Consider the following 19058-nt stretch of genomic DNA (forward strand, 5'->3'; position numbering starts at 1 on the left):
TTTAGCCTATCAAGTCAAACCGAACAATGAAACATACACAGCAACCTGAAGCCCTGTTGGTTTTGCAAGACGGAACCGTTTACCGAGGCCTGGCACTTGGTAAGATTGGTACAGCCGGAGGTGAAATATGCTTCAACACCGGCATGACCGGTTATCAGGAAATTTACACCGACCCATCCTACTACGGTCAGGTAATTATCAACACCACGTCGCACATTGGCAATTATGGTGTGCTGAACAATGCCGAGCAGGAATCGGGTAGCGTGAAGATACGGGGGATGGTTTGTAACTTCTTCTCGAATATTCACTCGCGCTATACTGCCGATGGTTCGTTGCAGGATTATTTCGAACGGGCTAATATTGTGGGAATCCATGGCGTTGATACCCGGCAGCTGGTTCGTTATATCCGGTCGAAAGGTGTAATGAACTGTATTATTTCGTCGGAGATTCTGGACCCGGCTATCCTCCTTGCTGAGTTAAACAAGGTGCCGGATATGGACGGTCTGGAACTATCCTCGGAAGTGTGTACGAAAGAAGCCTACGAACAGGGCAATCCGGAAGCCGACCTTCGCGTTGCGGTGCTTGATCTAGGCGTCAAAAGAAGCATTCTCAGCAACTTTAACGAACGGGGTGTATTCTGTAAGGTATTCCCGGCCAGAACGTCCCACGCTGAACTGGCAGCCTGGAAACCCAACGGCTACTTCATTGCCAACGGCCCTGGCGACCCGGCAGCCATGCCTTACGCCGTTGAAACCGTAAAGCAGGCGCTGGAAACGGATAAGCCTTTGTTTGGTATTTGCCTGGGCCATCAGATTTTATCGCTGGCTAGCGGCATTTCAACTTATAAAATGCACAACGGTCACAGGGGATTAAATCACCCTGTTAAGAATCTAACTACTGGTCTTTGTGAAATTACGTCTCAAAACCATGGCTTTGCCGTGCGGGCAGAGGAAGTGATGGATCACGCCAATGTTGAGCTGACGCACATCAACCTGAATGACAATACCATCGAGGGAATCCGTCGGAAAGATAAACCAGCTTTCTCAGTGCAATACCACCCTGAATCGTCGCCCGGCCCACATGATTCGCATTACCTCTTCGACCAGTTTATCGGAATGATGAAGGAGTAAACAATGAAAAAGCCTGAGGAAACTCAGGCTTTTTCATTACTACAGAATGCTTCCTGATTATAACGGAGGTTTCATCCGCCAGAACTCACGGCTCCAAACACGCTCAAAAGGCCAATTACGTCCCTGTAAAGCCATGGGCAGATACGCATGAGCCTGCTTCGTCGTTTGCTGGTAATAGGCGTCATCGTCTGTGAGGATGACGGCTTCGTATGTATCATCCGTTGCTTTCACAGTAATGTCGGCAAAGGGAAGCTCAGGTTTCCAGTTAATGCGCTGAATGGCTAGCTTATCTTTCAGTAACGTACCCGACGGCAAAGCCTGTTGTGGTTTGGGCATAGGTCGGAAACGTTCCTGCGCCACATTGAGTGCGTAGGCAAGATAAGCTTTTAACAAGCGCGGGCCGTCGTTGGCCGTGTCCGCTATGATGAGTTGTTCGGGCCATAGGCTCGTAACGACATATACCCGTTCCCGCGCCCTCGTTACAGCGACGTTGAGCCGGTTTTCGCCCCCTTTAGTGTTCAGGCTACCGAACTGCATAGACAAACGACCGTGCTCATCCGGCGCATAGCCAACGGAGAAAATGATGATGTCCCGTTCATCTCCCTGCACGTTTTCGATGTTTTTTACAAAGAGCGAGGTCGGATAGGTACGTGGCGGCTCTGCACCCTGTGGTTGTCCAGTCACACTTCCCTCCAGCATATCCTGAATCAGTTGCTGTTGAGGATAGTTGAACGTAACGATACCGATGGAACGACCGGGAAGTTCGACGGCCAATTGATCGAGGAGGGCCAGAACTGCCTCGGCTTCGGATTTGTTGGTATTTTGCTGCCAAACGCCCTTTACGTTCATATACCGGATGGCGGGTTCGCGCCGGTTAATGTCGTCGAAATGCGGCAATAGCGACAGCTTGTTCTGATAGAAATGTTCATTCGAGAAGGTAATCAGATCGAGAGAATGGCTCCGGTAATGTTCGGTAAGCGATACTTGCGGCAGGTATTGAGCCGCTAATTCGAGCAGTGATTCCACTTCAAGTTCAACAGGTGTTTCTTTGTTCGGTTCCACATCGTCAAGACGCGTTCGGTACAGATCGCTTGGGCGAAGCTGCTGGTTATCGCCCGTTATGACAACTTGCTTGCTTCGCGCCATAGCAGGGATGCCATTTTCAGCAAAACACTGCGAGGCTTCATCGAAAATAACCAGATCGAAAAGTCCTTCTCGAAGCGGAAACATCGCCGATACCGACTCAGGCGAGGCCAGCCAGCAGGGCACTAGTTTAAACACTTCGTCGGCAAAGGATTCTATGAGTTTTCGTACCGGCCACACACTGCGTTTTTTGGTTACCTGATGTTGCAGATCACGGTACGTAACGACGTTGTTCAGGCGGTTGAAGGTTAGGTTTCGATACGTTTGCTCACGAAGCTTAACCAGCAGGTTTTCCCGGCTCTGCGCCTGTTTCCGCCGAATACCCTCCTGCAACGTCTGTTCAAGTTGATTCATTTTAAGCGACGATACGGCGCGAAGCTCGGGGTGTAGCCGCTCAACATGATCAAGCCAGGCGGCCCGCAGACCATCCATAAAAATAACGGGCCAGTGAGCGGGTTCGTGGTCTTTTAGTTGGTCGATAACCATTTTCTCCACGTCTGAAAAACCTGCCTGCAAACGATCCGCTTCAACGAGCAGATCAAAGTCATCCCGTAGTTTCCGACGAAGTTCCGTTGCATAGGCACTGTCCTCCCAACTACGCGTTAGCTGATCAGGAGTGAGGTAGGCAGCGGCTTCAGTCTGCTGCTGAGCAACGGCAGATGTCAATTGCATCATTATCCGCACGCTTTCAGCGAATTGAACCGGTGTTTGCCAAAGTGTTTCCGGCAACTGACGCAGTAGATTAAGTATAGTCAAGCGCTCAGCCAAGTGGCGCGCCCGATGTAGCAGTCGTAAACTTTCCGGCGCTTCGGGGAGCAGTAGACCGGCAAGCAGCGGTTTAGCTTCATGCCGGATGGCTTCGAGCTTTATACGCTGGTTGATCTTAGCCGAAAGTGTTTGTAAATCGGCCTCGGAAAGTGTCAGGCCGTTAGCTGAGACGACCGTTTGAAGCTGTGTTTTCTTGGAATGCGTTAACTGCCACCAATTCCAACTCACCCACGAAGGGCGGGCCGTAAGTGCATCGGCCAGTAAATCCCGGAAAGCTCTCAGTTCAGGCGTTGGCAGAGACATTTCAGGACCAGGCGCGACGGTAGCGTCTTCCCAACTAGTTGCCAGGTGCTCGAAACGGATTTCATCAATGGTTAGCACCGGGTGGGTCGTATTGGCAAGTAAATACCGCGTAGTTTCCCACAACTGGGTGGCATCGGGCGCGTCTAGAAAACGCAGAAGAGCCATTAAATCCCAATCATGTGCCAGCCAGTTAAGGAGATCACCAAGCGGAAGCGAATGGCCCAACAAACTCGTCGTTTGGTCAACGGCCATTTGCCGGGTTTGTTCCCAACGTACAATTACCTGATCAGCCTTGCTTAAGTCAGCATTAGTAAAATCAGAAAAGTTAACCCGATCCGCCCAGCTGTGGTCAGAGCCTAATGCTTGTTGATAAGCCGAATAATTGGTTAAACGTTGCCTATAGTTATCCACAATATCCAAACGAAACTGTGGATAACTATTGCTCAAGTCGATCAACTGTTGATAACCCTCGCCGGAAGGCAACGTCAGGTACAACTCTTTGGCGGAGACACCACTTTCAGCGGTATCGAACAGCGCCGACTTGAAAGCTTGTAAATCGGCAATGGTATCATCAATGCGACGGCTTTCTATGTCAAAATCACGCTCCAGCAGGACGGCGTTCAATCCGTTATTCTGCTGGCGATAAGCGTCGATCTGCTCAATCTGACTGGCAATCTGGGCGAATAAGGCCCGCCGGTCATTCTGAAAATCGTGAACTAAGGCCAGAAAGGGAGCCATACCTACTTCTTCAAGCCGATGTTGCACAACGTCCAGTGCAGCCCGTTTTTGACATACGAGCAAAACGCGTTTCCCGCCCGCTGCGGCATCGGCCATCAGATTCGCAATCAACTGCGACTTCCCCGTTCCCGGTGGTCCCTGCACCACCAGCGACTGTCCTTCTTTCACCGCCCGCACCGCCGTCTCCTGCGATGCATCCATAGGCAGAGGAGTGTGGAGCTGGCGCTCCAGGAGCGAGGAGTGAGGAGCGGGGACGGGGCCGCCCGTAGGTGAGGAGCCATCCGGGAGCAAAAAAGAAAAAAGTGAGTTAGGTAGCCCTTCATAACCGATTAGCTCTTGACCACCGGACGGTACTTTATGGCCGGATGGCTCCTCACCACCGGGCGGCCCCGTCCTTGCTCCTCGCTCCTCGCTCCTTTCTAAAAGCACTTCATAATCCGGGACCAGGAACGATCCGGCTTGCGGGAAGATGCCCAACACGGCTTCGGGGTATAGTTTTAATTCACCGGTGCGTTCGAGTTGGGCGAGGTCTTTGGCACTTTGTTTATTGAAAAATTGAAGTTTGTCGGTGAAAAGCTCCTGATTGAAATTCAGTTCGAGCGGGCTGGCTTTGAGCCATTCGTAAAGCTGGGTACGGAATATGAGCGGGTCGCGGTCAAAATCGTCGACCGACTTTTCGATGATTTCGTCCGTCAGTTTCACCTGATTGAATTGCCCGTAAGCCAGTAACAAGGTTGGGTTCAGGAACGCCAGTTCATCGCCCCGGCGCGTGAGTTTCCAGCATTTGCCCTGCTGCTCAATCTGAACGGGAAAGAACAAAAGCGGTCCATGAACGACCGAGTCATCCAGAAATTTGCCTTTTACAAACGGCCAGCCTACATACAGATCTTCGGTACCCCGCTCCTCTTCGATAAAGCGGGCGGTGCGGTCAATACGTCGTAGCTTTCGGCTCACCTCGTTGCTGCGCTCCTGCCGTGGGTCAAGCACATCGCACAACGAAATCGACCCTTTCCGGGCAATAAAGTCGGTAATGATGGAAAAGGCTGGTTTGTTGAGCAGGAAATCTGTTTCCTGTAAGTCCAGAAACTGACTGGCGGGTAAGCTTGTCAGTAAAAGCGACCGATTGCGGCTGCTGAGGTTGGTTAAGCGTCGACGGAATGTCTTTAATACAGTCTGGACCGGGATTTCCACAAGATTTTTCTGATAGGCAGGATTATAACGCAAAATCCAGAAAAATACGTTAAATCATTCGTCTGCTAGGTCAGACTTTTTCCCTCACCCTTTGGCTGGCTTGCTGTTTTGCAGCAGGCGACTTCTTTTTCCGGCGTCCCCACCAGATGATAGTACCTGTAATGGGTAGACTGGCACAGATCAGGCTTCCGCAGAAGGCCAGTATTTTACCGGGCAAACTCAGTATGGCACCGGTATGAATGTCGTAGTTCATCCGGCGAAGCTTGTCGCTAAAACCGGCTTTCGCGTAGGTACCGGAATAAGGCCCTTCGGTAATCAACGGTTTCAGCGTGTGCTGATCAAACGAGTAGTAATCCATTTTATAATATGTGCCGGGTTTGTAATTCACGTACGCGAAGATGGATTCCGACGCTTTTTCGGGAAACGAAATATACAATCCGGCGGTGTTTGGCTTGCTCTTTACCAGTTCTTGCCAGATGCGGTCTTCCGGTGCGGTAAACCGTCTAACGGCCGTTGTATCGGACAAAGGCAATTGATATACCGGTGCTGTTTTTCCACCGGAGCTAACCCAGTACACGGAGTCGGCGAACCACTGAATGCCAAAGATCATCCCAGTTAGGGCCAGTACCAGACCAATGGACAGCGCATAAAAACCGGGAACATTGTGCAAGTCATAGTTGACCCGGCGCCATTTGGCTTTCCACTTAATGCGGAAGCTTTTCTCCCGATTGGCTTTTTTCAGGTTTTTCGGCCACCACAATACCAGACCAGTTATCAACATGATGGCGAACACCAGCGTCCCGTAAGCTACCACCGGCTGGCCGATCGTTTCGGGCAGCCACAAATAATAGTGTCCGTGCAGGATAAAGTGAAAGAAATCCGTTTCCTCATCATGTACATGCAGCACCTTACCTGTATACGGATTCATATACACCTGATAATAATAGTCCGGGGCTGCTCCATAGAAGGGAACAATCGTACTATGCTCTCCATCGCCATAGATAACAGCTTTAGCCGGTTTACCCGGCACCACTTTTTCGGCGATGGCTCGCAGTTGCGAAGGCGACAAAGGAACACTATTCGCAACTGGTTCAATGTATTGATAAGGCCGCAAAACGGTCTTTATCTCCTGCTCGAACGCCAGCACGCAACCCGTAATGGCAACCACAAACACCAATAGCCCGGACGAGAGTCCGAGCCAGAGGTGTACTTTACCAATCAGTTTTTTCGCTGTCATGGCCAGTTTGTCAACTTATTAAAATTTGTAGCCCATGCTTAGCCGAAAATTGCGCGGGGCTTCTGCCTGGTAGTAGTAGTAGCCGCCGTACGGGTAGTAAGCTCCCGAATACAGATAGGCATCGAAGAGATTATTGACATTGAGCGCGACATTGACACGGCCGTTCTGCCAAGAAATGGCACCGTCGGTCCGGAACGTATTCGGTAACGTTGGCTCTTTGGAAGTAGCATCCGAAAACCAGGCATACCGGTCGAGTTGCCACTGATAGCCCAGCGAAACACCCAGCCCCTGTAAACTCCCTTCCCGTACCCGATAGGCAAGCCAGGCGTTGGTTATATGCTTACTATAGCCCGGCACCGGCATCCCTACATTCTCCGACTTGGTATCTTTCGTAATTTTTGAGTCGGTGTAGGCATAGTTGGCTACCAGATTCAGGCCAGGCAGCAATTCGCCCCGTATGTCAAATTCAATGCCCTTAGTCTCTGTCTGGCCTAACTGAATGGAGTAATTAGGGTTGGTCGGATCGGTGGTGAGCACGTTGTTTTTCGTGATCTGGTACAGCGATAGAGTCGAATTCCAGCGTCCGCCAGCCCAGTCTCTCTTTACACCAACTTCCATATTGTTGCCGGTAATGGGCTTAAAGGCATTTCCGGCCCGGTCGACACCCGCCTGAGGAACAAACGCCTGATCGTAAAGCGCATACAGAGAAGTTTGTTTCGTTAGCGACGCACTGATACCGACGCGGGGTGTGAAGACGGTTTCATTCGTACCCGAGCCATACTGACTGTCTCTTGCCGAGGTTACCCGACCAGCCAGCGTCAGCCGAAGCCGGTCCTGCCAGAAGCGTAACTCATCCTGCAAATAAATTCCGCTATAGGATTGGCTCAACACATTGGCCCCGGCGCGGTTTCGCAGGCTTTGTGTTCGGTCAAACTTAGGCAGCAGATTAGCGGGCAGGTAATAATTTGGTGTGTTGACGTTAAACGTAAAGTCGCTACTATAAAGCGGAAAGCTCTGGCCCCAGTCGGCCATATATTTTTTGTTGCCTAAATCCAGACCTGCCAGAATGCGGTGGGTAATGCCCCCGGTTTTTACATCGCCATTCACGAAAATCTGGGCAAATCTCCCTTCGTTGGCTGCGTCCCAAATGCTGGTGTTCCGGTAAACCGTGCCATCGGCTTTGGCGGAGTCGGCCCAGATAGAACTACCCACCTGACTCATGTTAAAATAAGCCAGTTGGCCGGTCAGTTTCCAGTTTGGATCAATCTGATGTTCCAGAATCAAAAAGGCGCTGTGATCGTGAACATTTGTGGGATCAAGGTTGGCCGAGGCTGCTGTCGACGCACGGGGCAGATTTCCCATGCCCGTAGCTGAGAAAACATAAGCTGACCCAATAGCCGACATCTGCGAATACTGGTACGTATACTCTGCCGTTATTGACGTTTGCTCACTCAGTTTATACTTGAGAACCGGGGCTACGGTATACCGGTTGTTATACTCAAAATCACGAAACGAGCCTTTTGCCTGTCCCATTACGTTCAATCGATACAATAAGCTCCCGTCCTGTTTGAGTTTACCATCCAGATCGAGGGTGGCGCGGTAAGTGTCGAAACTCCCCGTTGTCATGGTCACCTCACCTTTCGAAACGCCGGTTGGTTTCTGGGTCACAACGTTATAAAAACCACTGGGTTCGCCGTTGGCCATCATAAAACCAGCGGGACCCTTCACAAATTCAATCCGCTCAACCATCGACATATCCTCGGCTAGTGGTCCCCATGTCGATTGAACGTTCATCCCGTTTCGGAAAGGAGCCACCCGCGACCCCCTCATGTTCAGACGGGCGTAATTGTCCCAGTGTTCCTGCTTGGTTACCCCACTTACATTGCGTGACACGCCTTCCAGCATATCAAAAATCTGCTGATCGGCTATGAGTTGCCGGTTTATGACCTGGATGTTCTGAGGCAGTTCAATCAGGGGCGTTTTCACCCGCAAACTGTAGGAGGGAATATCAGCCTTATACGAATTTTTACCCTCTACCGTCACTTCCTGAAGCGACTCACTGCTTTCAAGCAGGATGATATCAGTCAGGTTCACCGTCTCTCCGGCGGCCACAGTTACTGACTGCCGCATACGGCTATAACCCATCCGGCTAATCAGTAGTGTGTGCGTACCAGCCGGAACCTGATTGAGTGTAAACTCACCCTGCTCATTCGTCAACGCTCCTACCCGACCATTGGTTAATCGTACGGTTACCTGCGCCATTGGGTGTGCATCAACAGCCAGAACCCGACCGGCAATACTCCCGGTCGTTTGTCCGAAGCTCAGCGAACTAAGTAAAATACCCCATAGCAGTCCTAAGCCTGCCATGTAATATCGATATGTATAGAAATGTGTTACCATTATTTATTTAGACTAATTCTAAAACAAAAGTATAAACACGTGAATAAGTTCTACAGGTTTATTGGAAAGTTTATAGTACTTATTGATATAGGTAAACAAGGCCATAAAAAAGCCATCCGGAGGAATCTCCGGATGGCTGGTGACAAGCTGATATATGGCGACTAAGCTTCTATCTCTTTCTTTTCGGGTATAAGCCAGGAAGCTAAAACGCTTATGCCCAAAATGGCAATAATGATATACAGCGAATAAACGGGTTTGAATCCGTGTTCAGCCAGCCAGTGTTCGGCCAGCATCTTAGCTCCTATAAAGGTCAGTAGTACCGCTAGACCTACCTTCAGGAAACGGAACTGATCCATAATGCTGGACAGGAAAAAGAACATCGACCGTAAACCCATGATAGCAAATACGTTCGAGAAGAAAACAATGTACGGGTCTTTGGTGATCGAGAAAATAGCCGGAATGGAATCGACTGCAAACACCAGATCGGTGAAGGCCACGACAATGACAATCAGAAACAAAGGAGTTACGAACAGCTTGTGATCTGACTTACGCCGGATGAAGAAATTATCGGTCACATTCCGATGATAGACGTTCAGGTATTTACTGGCGAACCGTACTACCGGATGACTTGATGGGTCAATTTTTTCATCTTCTTCTTTCTGAAAAAATAGTTGGACACCTGTATATACCAGAAAAGCACCAAACAGATACATGATCCACTCAAAGCGCTGAATCAAGGCTGAACCCAGGAAGATGAAGACAAATCGAAGGATGATTGCGCCAAGAATACCCCATACCAGAATCTTTTTATAATACCGCTCCCGAACACCGAACGAACTGAATATCAATATAAAAACAAAAATATTATCGGCCGATAACGAATACTCCACTAAATAACCCGTAATGTACTCCAGAGACATATTTGCCTGGAAGCGGGCTAAACTGGCCGAAAAATTGCTGGGTACTAACTCAACATGCTCAGCGTATTTATTACGTACTTCCTGAAGCCGGGCCATATCAGTAATCCCATGAACCAGGTATCCGTAATTTTGAAGGAAGAAATAAAAGGCAATTGATAAAGCAACCCAGATAGCACTCCAGATTGCCGCTTCCTTAAATTGAACGACGTGGCTTTTGCGCTTGGAAAAAACGCCCAGATCCAACGCCATAATGACTAGAACAAAGGCAGCAAAGGCGAGAAAAAAAACGGTTTCGCTAGATAACATAATGTGAAAAATGAACAGATAATGAAGCCTTTGGCCTACTGATGCTCCAGATTAAACAACAAATCTACGGCCATTATGTCAAACGAAATGGCTTTAATTGTCAAATTTATTGGCTAGATAATACCCACCGCTTAATTTTGCTCTAATGTTTAATAATAAGAAGGTAATTGTCGTGATGCCTGCCTACCGGGCAGCCTTGACGCTGGAACGCACTTACCGAGAAATCCCGCTCGATTTAGTCGATGATGTCATTTTAGTTGACGATGCCAGCCCGGACAATACGGTCGAAGTAGCCAGAGAATTGGGCATTCGGCATATAATCCGGCACGATCGGAACAAAGGGTATGGTGGTAATCAGAAAACCTGCTACGCTAAAGCCCTCGAACTCGGGGCCGACATTGTCGTTATGCTCCACCCCGATTATCAGTACACGCCCCTCCTATTGCCCGCTATAATCTCTATTATTGGCAACGAACTATATCCCGTTGTGTTTGCATCGCGAATTTTAGGAAAAGGGGCTTTGAAAGGAGGCATGCCGATGTATAAATACATTGCCAACCGTTTCCTGACCTTTTCGCAAAATGTACTGATGAATCAGAAACTGTCCGAATACCATACCGGTTATCGGGCCTTTTCGGGCGAGGTCCTGCGCAGTCTGGATTTTACCCATAACTCCGACGATTTTATTTTCGACAACGAAATGGTAGCTCAGATTTTTTACAAAGGCTACGAAATCGGTGAAGTCACCTGCCCTACCAAATACTTTGAGGAAGCTTCGTCTATCAATTTTCGGCGTAGCTCCATTTATGGACTCGGTGTATTGCGAACGTCCTTCCTGTATTTTTTGACTAAAGCTGGTTTGTTTAACTGGAAGGTCTTAACGTAGTACCGACCAGGACGGTCGGCGCTACACATAGAACGGCCGGATTGATATATCAATCCGGCCGTTCTATGTTACCACATGTACAGCTTCTTATAAGTGAATCGCTTCGCCGTAAGCCGCTTCGGTTGCATCTTTGATAGCTTCCGACATAGTTGGGTGCGGGTGGACCGCCTTCAGAATCTCTTCTCCGGTTGTTTCCAGTTTGCGGGCAGTTACTACCTCAGCAATCATTTCGGTTACGTTTGAGCCAATGAAGTGAGCGCCCAGGAACTCACCGTACTTGGCATCAAAGATAACTTTCACGAACCCTTCTGGTACGCCACCCGCTTTAGCCTTACCCGATGCCGAGAATGGGAACTTACCCACTTTTAACTCGTAACCCGCTTCGCGTGCGGCTTTTTCGGTATAGCCAACGGAGGCAATTTCAGGTGTGCAGTACGTGCAACCCGGAATGTTGTTGTAATTCAACGGTTCAACGTGGGGCAAACCGGCAATTTTCTCGACACAGATGATCGCTTCAGCCGAGGCTACGTGCGCCAGGGCCTGCCCCTTCGTTACATCGCCGATGGCATAGAAGCCTTCAACGTTTGTGCGGTAGTAATCGTCCGTAACAATCTTGCCCCGGTCGACCGAAATACCCAGCTCTTCGAGCCCAATGTTTTCGATATTGGCGACAATACCCGCTGCCGACAGAACGATGTCGACATCAAAGGTTTTTTCGCCATCAGGTGTTTTTACGAACACTTTGCAGCCATTGCCGCTAGTATCTACTTTAGTTACTTCAGACTTTGTGTAAATATCGACGCCCAGCTTCTTGTACTGCTTAGCCAGTTCTTTCGAAATATCTTCGTCTTCAATCGGCACTACGTTGGGCAGAAATTCGACGATAGTCACTTTGGTACCCATGCTGGCGTAGACGTAGGCAAATTCCACACCAATAGCACCAGAACCAATCACCAGCAGACTATCAGGCCGCTTTTCGAGCGACATGGCCTTCCGGTATTCAATTACCTTGTTCCCATCAATGGGTACGTTGGGTAATTGACGGGCGCGGCTTCCGGTAGCGATGATGATGTGTTTGGCATCGTAGGTCGTGACGGTACCATCGGCAGCCGTTACCTCTACTTTTTTACCTGCTTTTACTTTACCGAAACCGCTGATGACGTCAATCTTGTTCTTTTTCATCAAGAACTGAACGCCTTTGCTCATGCTTTCGGCAACACCCCGGCTCCGCTTAATGACGGCACCAAAATCAGCTTTCGACTCGCCCGAAATGGTGATTCCATAATCTGCCGAGTGCTTGATATATTCAAAAACCTGCGCCGATTTCAGCAGGGCTTTGGTTGGGATACAGCCCCAGTTCAGACAAATGCCGCCGAGGCTTTCGCGCTCAATGACGGCCGTTTTCAGACCCAACTGCGACGCCCGGATAGCAGCTACATAGCCGCCCGGCCCGCTACCCACAACGATTACATCGTACTGTGAAGCCATTAGTTAATGAATGAATAATGTAGAATGAAAAAATAAACTCGTCTTAAAAAGAGAACGCAAAGGTAGGCTGAAAAGTTGATACCCGACGTAAACCCTTACCCCAGCTTGATTTGTTCTATCTTTGTGTTATGACACAGAGCTACACGGAGGAGCACAGAGAAGAATTGAATAAGCACCTCTGTGAATCTTTGTGCTCCTCCGTGTAGCTCTGTGTCATAATTTAATTTTTTAACCAACACGACAAGTTCATGACAACCGACCAGTTGACCGACTTGAGAGCCAGAGTAGAGGCTTTGAGGGGGTATCTTTGACTACGATAATAAGAAAGAACAACTAGCAGAACTCGAACAGCAGACATTTCAGCCCGAATTCTGGACCGATGCCGCCCGAGCCGAAGGCGTTATGAAGCAGGTACGCGGTCTGAAAGGCTGGACCACTGGCTACGAGAAGCTGAACAGCCAGTTCGGCGACCTCGAAACTTTGTTTGAGTTTTACGAAGCCGGTGATGTAACAGAAGAAGAAGTCGATGAGGAAGGCCGCAAGGTAACCACCACCCTCGAAGAACTCGAACTTAAAAAGATGCTCGGCAATGAAGAGGACCAGCTCAGTGCTGTTCTCGAAATAAACGCCGGTGCTGGTGGTACCGAAAGCCAGGACTGGGCCGACATGCTGTACCGTATGTACATGCGCTGGGCCGAAAAACACGGCTACGGGCTCAAGCAGGTCGATTATCAGGAAGGTGATACGGCGGGTATTAAATCGGCAACGATTGAAGTCGATGGCCCACTGGCTTATGGGTTTTTAAAATCCGAGAACGGCGTTCACCGATTGGTGCGTATTTCGCCTTTCGATTCCAACGCGCGTCGGCATACATCGTTTGCATCGGTATATGCCTACCCGTTGATTGATGACACTATCAATATTGAAGTTAATCCGGCGGACATCGACTGGGATACGTTCCGGTCGGGAGGTGCGGGTGGCCAGAACGTGAACAAGGTCGAAACTGCCGTTCGCCTGAAACACAAACCCTCTGGGCTGATCATTGAATGTCAGCAGGAACGGAGCCAGTTGCAGAACAAGGAAGTGGCTATCCGATTGCTGAAATCCAAACTATATGAAATTGAGGTTCAGAAGCGTAATGCCGCCCGGGCCGAAGTAGAAGCGAGCAAGCAAAAGATTGAATGGGGCTCCCAAATCCGTTCGTATGTCCTCGACGACCGACGGGTAAAAGACCACCGCACCGGTTACCAGACGTCGAACACTGAAGCGGTGCTCGATGGCGATCTAGACCCGTTTATCAAGGCCTTTTTACTAGAACAGGAGTAGGCCTGACCGCACGGATTTCCATTGTAACGGAACAAGTCTGGCAGAGTTAATACGCAGTTGGTGCAGAAAGTCTGCCGCCTACTACCCTCTTTGGTAGTGGGCGGCAGTAGTTTTTACGGAACTGTCACATTTACCTTAACGTGGGCGGCAAACGAACAGCGGTCGAAACCTTGTACGTTAAGAATAAACCGTATGATCCGTACGCCCTGGTGCCTGCTCTGTTAAAAGACCTGAAGGCAGCTCAGGAAGCAGAATTTAAGTAAAAGATCATACAAAACGTCTTCATTAACGCTGGGTAACGGGTAGATGACAACCACTAAACACCCGTTGCTTACGTTAACTTTATGATATCTCAGCAAAAAATAACGGTTGGTCTGGTTGGGTTCGGTCTATCGGGCCGCTATTTCCACGCGCCGTTCCTGTCGACACACCCCGGTTTCGAGCTACGAAAGGTAGTCACCAGCCGCCCTGATGAAGTGGCCGCTTTCGACCCCAGCATAAGCACGGTAACAACGGCCGACGACCTGTTTGCCGACGACTCCATTCAGCTGGTTTTTATCTGCTCACCCAACGAAACTCATTTTCAGTATGCCAAAGAGGCTCTGGAGCACAATAAACACGTTGTCGTTGAGAAACCCTTTGCCACTACTGAATCCGAAACCGATCAGCTACTCGAACTTGCCGCAAAAAAAGGGTTGCTGGCTACCGCTTATCAGAACCGGCGCTGGGACTCAGATTTTCTGACGGTCAAACAATTGATGGACCAGAATCGGTTGGGCGACGTACTTGATTACGAGGCCCGCTATGATCGGCTGATGCCGGTAGACAGTCGAAATCAATCCTGGAAAGAGCGTCCGGGCGAAGGGCGGGGCAGCCTCTACAACCTGGGCCCACACCTGATTGATCAGGCACTCCAGGTATTCGGGAAGCCACAATCCGTTTCGGCAGAGGTTGGAATGATACGGCCCAACAGCATGATCGAAGACTTTTTTACCATACGGCTGGGCTACACGGGCAAGCAGGTGACGCTTAAGTCAAGCCTGATGATGCACCAGAATCAACTTCGTTTCAGCGTCCACGGTACGGGAGGATCATTCATTAAGGGCGGACTGGATGTTCAGGAAGAAGAACTCCGGAAGAACAGGCTCCCAAACGAGCCAGCATTTGGCATTGAACCAGCCGATCGTTGGGGAACGCTCACCGCCAACGGGCTTTCGGAACAGGTGGAGAGCCTGCCCGGCAATTACGGTGCTTATTATGCAGGTGTGCATGCAACTATTGCCGATGGGGCTGATCCGCTTGTGAAACCCCACGAAATACAGCAAATTGCCCGGGTAATTGCCCTCGCCCGGCAAAGCAGCCTTGAAGGTCGCACATTGCCCTTCTGAACAAGCCCGGTTCTGACCAGACTCTACACTCTTTAACACCCCATTTTCGATGCCAAAATTCCCAACCAGTTACCGATGGCAGATGACCGCCTTGCTTTTCGTGGCCACCACCATCAACTACCTGGATCGGCAGGTGATCAGTCTGCTAAAACCAACCCTGGAAAAAGTCTTTGCCTGGACAGAAACGGACTACAGCCATGTCGTAATGGCGTTTCAGGCCGCTTATGCGCTCAGTTTCATTGGCTTTGGCTGGGCAATTGACCGAATTGGCGCAAAAATCGGGTATAGTATATCCGTCTTTGTCTGGAGTATCGGGGCCATGCTTCACGCGGTAGCCAGCAGTACGTTCGGTTTTGGGGTTTTCAGAGCTGTGCTGGGGTTAGGCGAGGGCGGAAATTTTCCGGCTTCTATTAAAACGGTTACCGAATGGTTTCCGCAGAAAGACCGGGCGTTTGCTACGGGTATTTTTAACTCAGGTACCAACATTGGTGCCGTTGTTGCCCCGCTCATGGTCCCCTGGATTCTGGGGCAGTACGGTTGGCAGGCCGCTTTTCTCGCTACAGGAGCCATCGGCTTTATCTGGCTGATTTTCTGGTGGATGTATTATGAAAAACCAAGCCTTCACAAAAAAATCTCGCCTGAAGAACTGACCTATATCAGCGAAACCACCCCGACGAATGCCATTGAGCCTCCGCTGAAGTGGCTCGACTTGTTGAACCGTCGGCAGACTTGGGCTTTCATCCTGGGAAAACTTTTAACAGATCCGGTTTGGTGGTTTTTCCTGTTCTGGCTGCCTTCCTTTTTGGCCTCTACCTTTCAGATCAATTTAACCAAACCCAGCTTACCACTCATCCTGATTTACTCGTCTGCCACCATTGGTAGCGTGGGGGGCGGTTATATCTCCGGCTATTTCCTGGGGAAGGGCTGGTCTGTTAACTGGGCGCGTAAAGCGTCGATGCTGGTGTTTGCGCTGTGCATTGTTCCAATTATGGCTATTCAGTTTGCAACTGACCTCTGGCAGGTAATTGCGTTACTAGGCCTGGCTGTGGCAGCACACCAGGCCTGGAGCGCCAATCTGTTTACCCTTGTGTCGGACCTATTTCCCCGAAAAGCCGTAAGTTCGGTTGTCGGGATAGGTGGTATGGCTGGCTCCATTGGTGGTTTACTGTTTCCGATACTGGTCGGCTCTCTGCTGGATTCCTACAAGGCAGCAGGCAGTATCGCAACCGGCTACAATATTCTTTTTGTGCTGTGTGGAAGCGCTTACCTAATCGCTTTACTAAGTATTCATCTGCTGGTTCCGGCCATGAAACCATTTTCAATTAATTTAGGCAACCCAAAACCTACTCTCGAAAAATAGTCTGCTACGGATTAGGCCGTTGCTTTCTCTCTCGTAAAAATTATGGTTGCCATCCCGGTTTTGATTTTTCTCCTGATGACCAGCTTTCTGCCGACAGCACCCGAGGCCAACTACACATTTTTGTCCCTCGGCGATTCGTACACCATTGGCGAGAGCGTAGCCGAAGCAGACCGTTGGAGCGTTCAACTGGCCGGTATGCTACGCAAGCAGAGTATCGATGTAGCGAGCCCGGCAATTATTGCTAAAACAGGCTGGACTACAGCCGAATTGCAGGAGGCTATTAAAATCAGCGGTAACCGGAATACGTACAGCTTGGTTTCGCTGCTGATTGGCGTTAATAATCAATACCGGGGGCAGAGTTCCGACCGCTACCGAACCGAATTTCGGGAATTGCTGCAAACGGCGGTACAGTATGCAGGTGGCAAATCGGCGCGCGTCTTCGTGCTGTCTATTCCGGATTGGGGCGCTTCTCCGTTTGCCGCTGATCGGGATAGGAACAAAATAGCCCATGAAATTGACCAGTTCAACACCATTGCGAAAGAGGAGTGTCTGAAGGCGGCCATTGCGTATGTCGACATTACCCCACTGACCCGCTCTGCTACCGGCGACGAAAGTCAGTTCGCTTCAGACGGCCTTCATTACTCAGGAAAACAAATGAAACTGTGGGCCGAGAAAGCTTTGCCGGTAGCAAAGTCCCGGCTGACGAACTAGCCGAGTCCCGGCTAAACAACAGCCGGGCGTTTAGAGCCACTAAACTTTATCTTGTAATATCGGACCGTCCAGCCGATGATTACGCTACCTACCAATGTAGGTGCCATCCAACTTACCGTAGCCATCCACTCGGGTGCATTTGCAGGTAACACATGGGGCATGTTCGTTACTAAAGCAGCCGTAAAGGTGGCAATGTAGGAGCCGCCCATTCGGGTGAAATGCTGGAAAAACCAATGCATCTTTTCGGTAGGGCGCATCATAGATTGAATATCTCGACTGGCAAACGTCAGGGTCAGCAGACCAAAGAACGTAAACAGGATTGGGAAGAACGACAGGCCGTATTGTATCAGCAGATGTATACCAAAGCCAATCATAGCCAGACTGACCAGCAGCGTTATGAAGGTAAGCCCTTTATCGAATGAGTTAGGACCCGCTTTTTTCTGCTTTGTGGCCCGCCAGCCAGTCATGCTCAGATAGAAGCTAAAAACGGCAATACCTGTCAGAAACAACCGCATCATTTTGAACGGTTGCAAGACACACAGCAGTAGCGCCGACACGGCTACCGTAATCATGCAGTAGACGTAAATAAGGCCGACGCGGTTATGTAAACGACCGCCTTTTTTAGTAATCATTGGAATAAGGCCAACCAGCAACGCCGTGATGCCGGTAGCAATGTGGAGAATGAGCAGGGAAAGAATTACTGTTTTCATGGCCGTTGCCGGGTTTGTTTTCGTTGAGACAAACGTACGGCGGCCGATGGGTATACGGCGAAAAATAGGGCTCTACGACACAGTTTGGGGCGTTTGACAAAGAATAGCGTCCATTGGGACGAATGGTGGGGCGTTTTACAACGCTTTTAACTCCGCAATCAGCGTCTCGTTGTATTGTCGGGATACAGGAACGATAAACTGCCCGGACAATAAGTGCAGTTTATACCCCTGCGCATTCCCCGTTACACGCTCCACCCGGTTGAGGTTAACGATGTACGAACGGTGGCATCTGACAATGTAAGGCTGCGTAATTTGTTTCTCCAGCCGGCTGAGGCTGCTGCGCAGTAGCGGCTTGGCTACCTGTTTATTCCGGAGATAGGTAACGGTGCAGTAATTATCACTCGACTCAACAAAGAGTAGATCTTCTGCATCCAGGACGACGCTATCTTTTTCGTTGTCAGCTACGAGCGTAACGGTTGTATTAACAGGCTCAGTTGCCGGACCGACGGGGACTTTTCGGGCGAGCGTCGTTACTTCATTATGTACATGAATTGGCAGGCTGGCAGCGGCCTGGCTATATTTTTTAAGCTGGGTAATATAACTGACAAATACGAGCCCCGTTACAGGAAACAACCCGATGAGGAACGTTACCAGGATCATACCCAACCAACTTATACCGCTGCTTCCATCGGGTCCCAAAAGCCAGCCCAGATAAAGCCGGTTGGCTATGGCAATCAGTAAGATATTGACCATCAAAGCCACAATTTCCCGCCCTACAGTCCACTGTTCTTCTACGTATAGCCGGGGAAACAACCTCCGCAAAACGATAAAATTCAAGACCGTTACTATAAAGGTTACAGCACCGAAGCCCAGAATCTTGATTACTTTATTGGGTGTTTCCCATGAATTCAGACCAAATGGCTGAAAGACAAGCAAAAACAGCCCAACAAATAAGCCAATCAACGTAGCCTTTCGGAGTTGAGACCCGGCGGAGTAATCAATCGGATAGGGTTGATTAAGAAATCGAACCATGAGTTAAATACACCGGTGTTA

The 19058-nt window shown here is 49.7% G+C and carries 13 protein-coding genes; 6 read left to right on the forward strand and 7 right to left on the reverse strand.

The window, feature by feature from the left end; all coding sequences use genetic code 11:
* Nucleotides 1–26: 26 nt before the first annotated feature.
* Complete coding sequence (gene carA, locus NT073_RS02935; protein ID WP_297368504.1) at nucleotides 27–1130, forward strand: glutamine-hydrolyzing carbamoyl-phosphate synthase small subunit; 1104 nt, start codon at nucleotides 27–29, stop codon at nucleotides 1128–1130.
* A gap of 57 nt (nucleotides 1131–1187) precedes the next feature.
* Here carA and NT073_RS02940 read toward each other — a convergent pair whose 3' ends face one another.
* The 4 genes from NT073_RS02940 to NT073_RS02955 all read right to left on the reverse strand — a co-directional run bounded on the left by NT073_RS02940 (nucleotide 1188) and on the right by NT073_RS02955 (nucleotide 10136).
* Nucleotides 1188–5306 carry an AAA domain-containing protein gene (locus NT073_RS02940; RefSeq protein WP_297368507.1) on the reverse strand — a complete coding sequence of 1373 codons (4119 nt, stop codon included), beginning with the start codon at nucleotides 5304–5306 and terminating at the stop codon, nucleotides 1188–1190.
* Between the two features lie 37 nt (nucleotides 5307–5343).
* Complete coding sequence (locus tag NT073_RS02945; protein WP_297368510.1) at nucleotides 5344–6510, reverse strand: PepSY-associated TM helix domain-containing protein; 1167 nt, start codon at nucleotides 6508–6510, stop codon at nucleotides 5344–5346.
* Nucleotides 6511–6528: 18 nt separating this feature from the next.
* On the reverse strand, nucleotides 6529–8877 hold the full coding sequence (locus tag NT073_RS02950) for a TonB-dependent receptor (RefSeq protein ID WP_297368513.1): 2349 nt from the start codon (nucleotides 8875–8877) through the stop codon (nucleotides 6529–6531).
* Nucleotides 8878–9071: 194 nt separating this feature from the next.
* A complete protein-coding gene (locus NT073_RS02955) occupies nucleotides 9072–10136 on the reverse strand; it encodes a TerC/Alx family metal homeostasis membrane protein (RefSeq protein ID WP_297368516.1) in 1065 nt (354 codons plus the stop codon).
* A gap of 145 nt (nucleotides 10137–10281) precedes the next feature.
* Between NT073_RS02955 and NT073_RS02960 the strand changes: the two genes are divergently transcribed.
* Nucleotides 10282–11022 carry a glycosyltransferase family 2 protein gene (locus NT073_RS02960; protein WP_297368520.1) on the forward strand — a complete coding sequence of 247 codons (741 nt, stop codon included), beginning with the start codon at nucleotides 10282–10284 and terminating at the stop codon, nucleotides 11020–11022.
* A gap of 87 nt (nucleotides 11023–11109) precedes the next feature.
* On the opposite strand, the gene lpdA is transcribed toward NT073_RS02960, so the two are convergent.
* Entirely contained in the window at nucleotides 11110–12510 is a 1401-nt protein-coding gene (lpdA, locus tag NT073_RS02965) for a dihydrolipoyl dehydrogenase (protein WP_297368523.1), read from the reverse strand.
* A 248-nt stretch (nucleotides 12511–12758) separates the two neighbouring features.
* Here lpdA and prfB point away from each other — a divergent pair.
* From prfB to NT073_RS02985, 4 genes are all read left to right on the forward strand, one after another.
* Nucleotides 12759–13836 (forward strand): peptide chain release factor 2 gene (prfB, locus tag NT073_RS02970; protein ID WP_144035973.1). Its coding sequence is split into 2 segments (ribosomal slippage): nucleotides 12759–12818 and nucleotides 12820–13836, totalling 1077 coding nucleotides; the frame shifts between segments, so codons are not numbered across the junction.
* Nucleotides 13837–14180: 344 nt separating this feature from the next.
* Nucleotides 14181–15224, forward strand: a complete 1044-nt coding sequence (locus NT073_RS02975) for a Gfo/Idh/MocA family oxidoreductase (RefSeq protein WP_297368529.1) — start codon at nucleotides 14181–14183, stop codon at nucleotides 15222–15224.
* Nucleotides 15225–15273: 49 nt separating this feature from the next.
* Nucleotides 15274–16584, forward strand: a complete 1311-nt coding sequence (locus NT073_RS02980; protein ID WP_297368532.1) for an MFS transporter — start codon at nucleotides 15274–15276, stop codon at nucleotides 16582–16584.
* Nucleotides 16585–16626: 42 nt separating this feature from the next.
* Nucleotides 16627–17295 (forward strand): SGNH/GDSL hydrolase family protein, encoded by a 669-nt coding sequence (locus tag NT073_RS02985; protein ID WP_297368535.1) that lies wholly within the window; start codon nucleotides 16627–16629, stop codon nucleotides 17293–17295.
* A gap of 11 nt (nucleotides 17296–17306) precedes the next feature.
* On the opposite strand, the gene NT073_RS02990 is transcribed toward NT073_RS02985, so the two are convergent.
* Complete coding sequence (locus NT073_RS02990; protein ID WP_297368539.1) at nucleotides 17307–18005, reverse strand: DUF2306 domain-containing protein; 699 nt, start codon at nucleotides 18003–18005, stop codon at nucleotides 17307–17309.
* Nucleotides 18006–18140: 135 nt separating this feature from the next.
* Nucleotides 18141–19037 (reverse strand): LytTR family DNA-binding domain-containing protein, encoded by an 897-nt coding sequence (locus NT073_RS02995; RefSeq protein WP_297368544.1) that lies wholly within the window; start codon nucleotides 19035–19037, stop codon nucleotides 18141–18143.
* Between the last annotated feature and the right edge of the window lie 21 nt (nucleotides 19038–19058).

The sequence above is a fragment of the Spirosoma sp. genome (assembly GCF_026391055.1).
Classification (GTDB): domain Bacteria; phylum Bacteroidota; class Bacteroidia; order Cytophagales; family Spirosomataceae; genus Spirosoma.

Excerpts from the sequence above, each read along its gene's own strand:
- NT073_RS02945 (WP_297368510.1), bottom strand. The coding sequence starts at position 6,510 with ATGACAGCGAAAAAACTGATTGGTAAAGTACACCTCTGGCTCGGACTC.
- NT073_RS02985 (WP_297368535.1), top strand. The coding sequence starts at position 16,627 with ATGGTTGCCATCCCGGTTTTGATTTTTCTCCTGATGACCAGCTTTCTG.
- lpdA (WP_297368523.1), bottom strand. The coding sequence starts at position 12,510 with ATGGCTTCACAGTACGATGTAATCGTTGTGGGTAGCGGGCCGGGCGGC.
- NT073_RS02995 (WP_297368544.1), bottom strand. The coding sequence starts at position 19,037 with ATGGTTCGATTTCTTAATCAACCCTATCCGATTGATTACTCCGCCGGG.
- NT073_RS02955 (WP_297368516.1), bottom strand. The coding sequence starts at position 10,136 with ATGTTATCTAGCGAAACCGTTTTTTTTCTCGCCTTTGCTGCCTTTGTT.
- NT073_RS02975 (WP_297368529.1), top strand. The coding sequence starts at position 14,181 with ATGATATCTCAGCAAAAAATAACGGTTGGTCTGGTTGGGTTCGGTCTA.
- NT073_RS02950 (WP_297368513.1), bottom strand. The coding sequence starts at position 8,877 with ATGGCAGGCTTAGGACTGCTATGGGGTATTTTACTTAGTTCGCTGAGC.
- NT073_RS02980 (WP_297368532.1), top strand. The coding sequence starts at position 15,274 with ATGCCAAAATTCCCAACCAGTTACCGATGGCAGATGACCGCCTTGCTT.
- NT073_RS02960 (WP_297368520.1), top strand. The coding sequence starts at position 10,282 with ATGTTTAATAATAAGAAGGTAATTGTCGTGATGCCTGCCTACCGGGCA.
- carA (WP_297368504.1), top strand. The coding sequence starts at position 27 with ATGAAACATACACAGCAACCTGAAGCCCTGTTGGTTTTGCAAGACGGA.
- NT073_RS02990 (WP_297368539.1), bottom strand. The coding sequence starts at position 18,005 with ATGAAAACAGTAATTCTTTCCCTGCTCATTCTCCACATTGCTACCGGC.